This window comes from Acidovorax sp. KPB24-07, from assembly GCF_057543315.1.
In genome coordinates, this window is sequence record NZ_BAAJYS010000191.1 from 1 (window position 1) to 7,219 (window position 7,219).

6 protein-coding genes are annotated in these 7,219 nt (G+C 70.4%); 4 read left to right on the forward strand and 2 right to left on the reverse strand.

The window, feature by feature from the left end; genetic code table 11:
• Positions 1-41: 41 nt before the first annotated feature.
• Complete coding sequence (locus AC27IQ_RS16575) at positions 42-1,709, reverse strand: acyl-CoA dehydrogenase family protein (RefSeq protein WP_487090108.1); 1,668 nt, start codon at positions 1,707-1,709, stop codon at positions 42-44.
• A gap of 88 nt (positions 1,710-1,797) precedes the next feature.
• The gene (locus AC27IQ_RS16580) at positions 1,798-2,718 is read right to left on the reverse strand and encodes a LysR family transcriptional regulator (protein ID WP_272566096.1); all 921 of its coding nucleotides are present in this window, start codon (positions 2,716-2,718) and stop codon (positions 1,798-1,800) included.
• Positions 2,719-2,881: 163 nt separating this feature from the next.
• Between AC27IQ_RS16580 and gtdA the strand changes: the two genes are divergently transcribed.
• From gtdA to AC27IQ_RS16600, 4 genes are all read left to right on the forward strand, one after another.
• On the forward strand, positions 2,882-3,952 hold the full coding sequence (gene gtdA, locus AC27IQ_RS16585) for a gentisate 1,2-dioxygenase (protein WP_487090109.1): 1,071 nt from the start codon (positions 2,882-2,884) through the stop codon (positions 3,950-3,952).
• A 47-nt stretch (positions 3,953-3,999) separates the two neighbouring features.
• Positions 4,000-4,698, forward strand: a complete 699-nt coding sequence (locus AC27IQ_RS16590; RefSeq protein ID WP_284425255.1) for a fumarylacetoacetate hydrolase family protein — start codon at positions 4,000-4,002, stop codon at positions 4,696-4,698.
• 16 nt (positions 4,699-4,714) lie between these two features.
• Positions 4,715-5,359: a maleylacetoacetate isomerase gene (maiA, locus tag AC27IQ_RS16595; RefSeq protein ID WP_487090110.1), complete on the forward strand. Its 645-nt coding sequence runs from the start codon at positions 4,715-4,717 to the stop codon at positions 5,357-5,359.
• A 157-nt stretch (positions 5,360-5,516) separates the two neighbouring features.
• Complete coding sequence (locus AC27IQ_RS16600; RefSeq protein WP_487090111.1) at positions 5,517-7,169, forward strand: MFS transporter; 1,653 nt, start codon at positions 5,517-5,519, stop codon at positions 7,167-7,169.
• Positions 7,170-7,219: the final 50 nt, after the last annotated feature.

Here is a 7,219-nt window from a genome sequence, read left to right on the forward strand (position 1 = left end):
CCGAAGCCCGCGCCATGGCGCGAAGGGCGCCGCCGGGCGGATCACGCCGGAAACGCCCGTTCCAGAATCGCCCCGGTGTCCATCGCTCGGGTGTCGATGGCGCCCACGACGCGGCCTGCGCCGCCGTCCTCCAGCCGGGTGGCAATGAACGCATCCGCCACCGCCTGCGGCGCATGGCGGCGCAGCAGGCAGGCTTGCGCCACCAGCACTAGGCGCTGCACGAGCTGGCGACCCAGGGGCTCCAGCTGTTCGGGCGGGAGGGCCAGCAGGCCTTCGAGCGGCCGGAGCGCGTCGAGGATGCGCGGCTCGCCGGCCGCAGCGTCGGCGAAGTCCTGCAGCAGCGCCGACGCGGTCTGGGGCTCGCGCGCCAGGGCGCGCAGCACGTCTAGGCACATCACGTTGCCCGAGCCTTCCCAGATCGAGTTGACGGGCGATTCGAGAAAGAGGCGCGCCATCACGCCGTCCTGCACGTAGCCGTTGCCGCCGAAGACCTCCATGGCCTCGCCGGCCAGCCCCACGCCGCGCTTGCAGACCCAGAACTTGGCGGCGGGCGTGATCACGCGCTTCCAGGCGCGGTCGGCCGCGCTGGCGGTGCCGTCATCCTCGCGTTCGAAAGCCTCGGCCAGGCGCATCAGCAGCGCCAGCGCGGCCTCGCTCTCCAGCGCCAGGTCGGCCAGCACGGCGCGCATCAGCGGCTGCTCGGCCAGGGCCCGGCCGAAGGCATGGCGCTGGCGGGCATAGGCGATGGCCTGCACGGTGGCCTGGCGCAGGATGGCGGCGCTGCCGGCCACGCAGTTCAGGCGCGTGGTGGTCGCCATCTCGATGATCGTGGGGATGCCCCGGCCTTCCTCGCCCATCAGCAGGCCCCAGGCGCCGTCGAATTCCACCTCGCCGCTGGCGTTGCTGCGGTTGCCCACCTTGTCCTTCAGGCGCTGCACGTGTACCGCGTTGAGCGTGCCGTCGGGCCGCCAGCGCGGCACGTAGAAGCAGGCGAAGGGGCCGCCCTCGCCGGTGCGCGCCACCACCAGGTGAGCGTCGCTCTGCGGAGTGGAGAAGAACCACTTGTGGCCGTGCAGCCGGTATTCGCCGCCGCGCCCGCCCGCGCCGATGGGCGTGGCCACGGTGGTGTTGGCGCGCACGTCGGAGCCGCCCTGCTTTTCGGTCATGCCCATGCCCAGCCAGACGCTGGATTTTTCCTGCGCGGGCCGGTCGCGCGGGTCGTGGGTGCGGCTGTGGAGCTTGCCCTCCAGCTGCGCCCAGAGCGCGGGCTCCTTGCGCAGCAGCGGGATCGCGGCCTGCGTCATGGTGGCGGGGCACAGGGTGCCCTGCTCGACCTGGCCGTGCAGGTAAAAGCCCGCGGCCCAGACGGCCCAGCGGCCGGGCTGGTCGCTGTCGAAGGGCATGGAGACCAGGCCCTGCGCGCGGTACATCGCCATGAGCGCGTCCCACGCGGGATGGAATTCGACCCGGTCGATGCGCCGGCCCCGGTTGTCGAAGCGGTGCAGTTGCGGCGTATGGCGGTTGGCCTGTTCGGCCAGGGCCCATGTCGCGGCCGTGCCGAGCTGCCGTGCGTAGGCGCCCAGGGCGGGCAGGGCGCCTTGCGCACCCGCGCGGCGCAGCCCGTCCTGCAGCGCGGCATCGGTGGCGAGAAGGTCGTAGTCGGTGCGTTCGGAAAACTGGTTGAAAACTGCGTGGGTGGCTTGGGCCATGGGTCGTCTCCTGCGCGTGGGGGCGCACCGTGCGCCCAGGCCGCCATGGTGCCCCCATCGGCACGGGCCTGCACGCCCTGGCGCGCGGTCAGGAGGCGGGTGCCGCGGCCTCGCGCAGGGCGCGCAGCATGCTGGCCACCGCCGCCCGGTCGGTGGTGTTCTCGCGCCAGTACATCGACACCGAGCCGAAGCCCGACAGCCGCACCGGCAGCACGCGCAGCGCGCCCATGTGCGAAAACCGCAGCGCCGCGCGGTGCGAGGCCATGCCGATCATGTCGCTGTGGCCCAGCAGCGTGAGGTTGAGCGTGACGGAGTTGGATTCCACGCTGCCCTGCGGCAGCGCATGCCCGGCGGTTGCCAGCGCGCCCTCCAGCGCATTGCGGATCGGCGTGCCGCGCGGCCAGACGAGCCAGCGGTAGGCCATGAGATCGCCCCATTCCAGCGCGCGCTCCTGCCGCAGCAGCGGGTGCTGCGGGCGTGCCACCAGGTGGATGGGCTCCATGTACAGCATCTCGGTGTGGATGTGGGTGTCGTGCAGTTCGGGCGCGGAACGGCCCACCACCACGTCCAGCTCGCCATGGGCCAGCTGCTGCATGAGCACGTTCATGGTGCTTTCGGCCAGCCGGATCTGTGCGCGCGGCAGCCACTCCAGCAGGCGCAGCACCGCCATGGGCACCACGTCGGACGCCGACGCACCCGAGGTGCCCACCGCCACCAGCCCGCTGCCCCCGTCGCGCAGGGCCTGCATGTCGTCGCGGGCGCTGTCCAGGTGGGCCTCGATGCGCCGGGCATGGGCGATCAGCGCCTCGCCCTGGGGCGTGGGCTTGAGCCCGCGCGCATGGCGCTCGAACAGCACCATGCCCAGGTCCTCTTCCAGCTCCTTGAGCCACTTGGAGAGCGCGGGCTGCGCGGTGTGGAGCAACTGCGCCGACTGGCTCATGTTGCCGGTCTGCGCCAGGCTCAAAAGCATCTGCAGCTGTCGCAGGCGCAGGCGGTGGGTCCAGTCCATGGGGTCGGTGGGTGGGTTGAAGGTATATCCAAAAGATTATGGATAAGACCAATAAATGATTTTACGGACTATCGACGGGTTCGAATAATCCGCCCCATGGACCGGCTGGCAGCGCGCATTCGAGTGCTTTGGCATGGCTGGCCGCAGACACAGGAGACAACGCATGGATACGCCCACCCTGGCATCGCCGCCTGCCGCCGCATCCGCCGACCGGCAGGCCTACTACGACCACATCGCCCGCCACGGCATGGCCCCGCTCTGGGAGTCGCTGCACAGCCTGGTGCCGCGCGAACCCCGCCCGCGGGCCGTGCCCGCCTTCTGGAAATACGAGGACGTGCGCCCGCTCGTCATGCAGGCGGGAGAGGTCATCAGCGCCGAGGAGGCCGTGCGCCGCGTGCTCATCCTGGAGAACCCCGGCCTGCCCGGCCGCGCCAGCATCACCTCCACGCTGTATGCGGGGCTGCAGCTCATCCTGCCCGGCGAGGTCGCGCCCAGCCACCGCCACACGCAGTCGGCGCTGCGCTTCATCGTGGAAGGGCAGGGTGCCTACACGGCCGTCAACGGCGAGCGCACCACCATGCACCCGGGCGACTTCATCATCACCCCCTCGTGGACCTGGCACGACCACGGCAACCCGGCGGTGGCGGACGGCGGCGAGCCCGTGGTCTGGCTCGACGGGCTCGACATTCCCCTCATCGGCCACCTGGATGCGGGCTTCGCGGAGAACTACCCCGAAGCGGTGCAGCCCGTGAGCCGGGCCGAGGGGCACAGCTTTGCCGCCTTCGGCCACAACATGGTGCCGGTGCGCCACCGCGCTGCGGAGGGCTCGACCTCGCCCCTCTTCAGCTACCCCTACGAGCGCAGCCGCGAGGCGCTGGACCGGCTGTTCCGCCAGGGCGAGCTGGACGCCTGGGACGGCGTCAAGCTGCGCTACGTGAACCCCGCCACCGGGGGGTGGCCCATGCCCACCATGGCCACGTTCATGCAGTTCCTGCCGGCCGGCTTCCAGGGCCGCACCTACCGTGCCACCGATGCGACCGTGTTCAGCGTGGTCGAGGGCCAGGGCACGGCGCGCATCGGCGAGCGCACCTTCCAGTTCGGCCCGCGCGACACCTTCGTCGCCCCCTCATGGGCGCCCGTGCAGCTGGCCGCGACGCAGGACGCGGTGCTGTTCAGCTATTCCGACCGCCCGGTGCAGGCCGCCCTGGGCCTGCTGCGCGAAGAGCGCCTGTGAGCCGCTGCGCATCCTGAATCTTCAATCCCCTTTTGAAAGACATCTCCATGGCCTTCGTGTTTCCCGCTCCTCCCTCCGTTGCCGTGCCCGTTGCAGGCAGCGGCGATGCCTTCGCCGTGCGCCGCGTCTACTGCGTGGGCCGCAACTACGCGGCCCACGCCCGCGAGATGGGGTTCGATCCCGACCGCGAGCCGCCCTTCTTCTTCTGCAAGCCGGCCGATGCCGTCATCCCCGTGGCCCATGGCGAGACGCTGCGCTTGCCGTACCCCTCGCGCACGGACAACTTCCACTACGAGGCGGAACTGGTGGTCGCCATCGGCAAAGCGGGCAGCGACATCGCCCGCGAGAACGCGCTGCAGCACGCCTGGGGCTATGCCGTGGGCCTGGACATGACCCGCCGCGACCGGCAGATGGAGATGCGCCAGATGGGCCGGCCCTGGGAGATCGGCAAGGCCTTCGATGCCTCCGCGCCCATCGGCCCCATCCACCGCGCCAGCGACGTGGGCCACTTCGAGCAGGCCGGCATCTGGCTCACCGTGAACGGCGCGGACCGCCAGCGCAGCGACGTGTCGCACCTGATCTGGTCGGTGGCCGAGACCATCGCCGACCTCTCCACCTGGTTCCGGCTGGAGCCGGGCGACCTGATCTACACCGGCACCCCCGAAGGCGTGGGCCCGGTGGTGCGCGGCGACCGCATGGTCGTGGGCGTGGACCGCCTGGGCGAGCTGCGGGTGGACGTGGTCTGACGCCGTGGAGCCCGCCGTGCAGCTCTACAGCTTCTTCAACAGCTCCACCTCGTACCGGGTGCGCATCGCGCTGGCCCTCAAAGGGCTGCCCGCCGACTACCACGGGGTGAACATCCGCACCGGCGAGCACCGCGCACCGGGCTATGCCGAACTGAATGCCTCGCGCGTCGTGCCCACGCTGGTGGATGGCGACTTCGCCCTGGGCCAGTCGATGGCCATCCTCGACTACCTGGACCAGCGCCACCCCGAGCCGCGCCTGATCCCGCTGGAGCCCCGGCTGCGTGCCCGTGTGCTGGAGCTGGCCCATGTCATCGCCTGCGACATGCACCCCGTCAACAACCTGCGCATCCTGAAGTACCTGCAAGGGCCGCTGGGCTTGAGCGCGGCGCAGAAGGACGCGTGGTACGCCCACTGGGCGGCCGAGGGCTTCGAGGCTGTGGAGCGGCTGCTGGCCAGGCACGGTGACGGCGGTGGCCCCTGGTGCTTTGGCGACCAGCCCACGCTGGCCGACGTGTGCCTGGTGCCCCAGGTGGCCAACGCGCTGCGCGCGGGCTGCGACCTCCAACCCCATGCGCGTGCCATGGCCGTGTACGCGCACGCCGACCGGCACCCCGCCTTCATCGCGGCCCGACCGCAGGAGCAGCCCGACTACCAGCCTTGATTTTTCCTGTGGTCCCCGGCCCATGAGCCACCCCCATCCCTACAAGACGGAGAGAGACAAAATGACCCCATCCATGGCCGCCGGCATTCCGGCGGCAGACCGTGCCGCCTTCGGGCCGCTGCAGCTGCGCGTGACGCTGCTGTGCGCCATCGTCGCCATGCTCGACGGCTTCGATACCCAGTCCATCGCCTACGTGGCGCCGCGCATCGCGGAAGACTGGGGGCTCAAGCCCTCGGCGTTCGGGCCCATCTTCGCGGCGGGGCTCTTCGGCCTCATGGCCGGCGCCTTCCTGCTCAGCCCGGCCGCCGACCGCTGGGGCCGCAAGAAGATCATCCTGCTGTCCACCTTCATCTTCGGACTGTTCGCGCTGCTCACGGCCTGGGCCACCAGCATGAACGAGCTGCTGGCCTACCGCTTCATCACCGGCGTGGGCCTGGGCGCGGCCATGCCCAACATCATCGCCCTGACCAGCGAATATGCGCCGCAGCGCCTGCGCGCCACGCTGGTCACGGTGATGTTCTGCGGCTTTCCGCTCGGCTCCACGCTGGGCGGGCTGATCTCCAGCTGGCTCATCGCGCATTTCGACTGGCACTCGGTGTTCGTGCTGGGCGGCGTGCTGCCCCTGCTGCTGCTGCCGGTGCTGGCCGCCCTGCTGCCCGAATCGCTGCGCTACCTGGCCGCCAGCGGCGCCGCGCCCGCGCGCTACGAGCCCATCGTCAAGAGCGCCTACCCGGGCGAAGACCCGGCCACGGTGATGGCCGGGCTGCGCGGCGAGGCTGCTGGGGTGCAGGCGGGCTTCTCGGTGTTCGAGTTGTTCCGCCACGGCCGCCTGCCCACCACCATGCTGCTGTGGCTGGCGTTCTTCATGAACCTGCTGGTCATGTACTTCCTGGTCAACTGGCTGCCCACGCTGCTCAAAAGCGCCGGCCTGCCGCTGGAAAAGGCCATTCTCTCCACCGCCATGCTCAACCTGGGCGGCGTGGTCGGTGCGCTCGCGCTGGGCCGGCTCATCGACCGCTTCAGCGCCTACACCGTGCTGGGCGCGGCCTACGCCGCCTCGGCCGGCTTCATCGCGCTGATCGCCTTCAGCGGGCAGAACCTCACGGGCCTGCTGGCCGGCGCCGCGCTCACCCTGTCCCTCGGCGCGTTCGCCCAGGAAACGGTCATCCGCAAGGCCCTGTCCGACCGCATTCCGCAGCTGGAGAAGATCGACGAGGTGCGCAGCACGCCCATGCAGGGCCTGTACGAGGTGCGCATCGGCACCGACCTGTTCTACACCGATGCCAAGGGCAACTACCTGATCCAGGGCGAGCTGATCGACACCAAGGCCCGGCGCAACCTGACCGAAGACCGCATCAACAAGCTCACCGCGGTGGACTTCGACGCGCTGCCCTTCAAGGATGCCTTCACCATCGTGCGCGGCAACGGCAAGCGCAAGATCGCGGTGTTCGAGGACCCCAACTGCGGCTACTGCAAGCGCTTCGAGAAGGACCTGCAGAACGTGGACAACGTCACGGTGTACATGTTCCTGTACCCCATCCTGAGCCCCGATTCGGCCGAGAAGTCCCGCAACATCTGGTGCGCCAAGGACCGCGTGGTGGCCTGGCAGGACCAGATGGTGCGCGACAAGCCGGCACCCGCCGCCAGCTGCGACACCGCGGCCGTGCAGCGCAACCTGGCCTTCGGCAAGAAGCACAAGATCACCGGCACGCCGACGATCATCTTCGCCGACGGCTCCCGCGTGCCGGGCGCGATCAACGCGCAGGAAGTCGAAAAGCGCATGGCCGACGCCGGCGGCTCCGGCAATTGAGCCCCGGCGTGCGCGGCGGCTGCCGCGGCGCACGCTCCTGACCGCCGGGC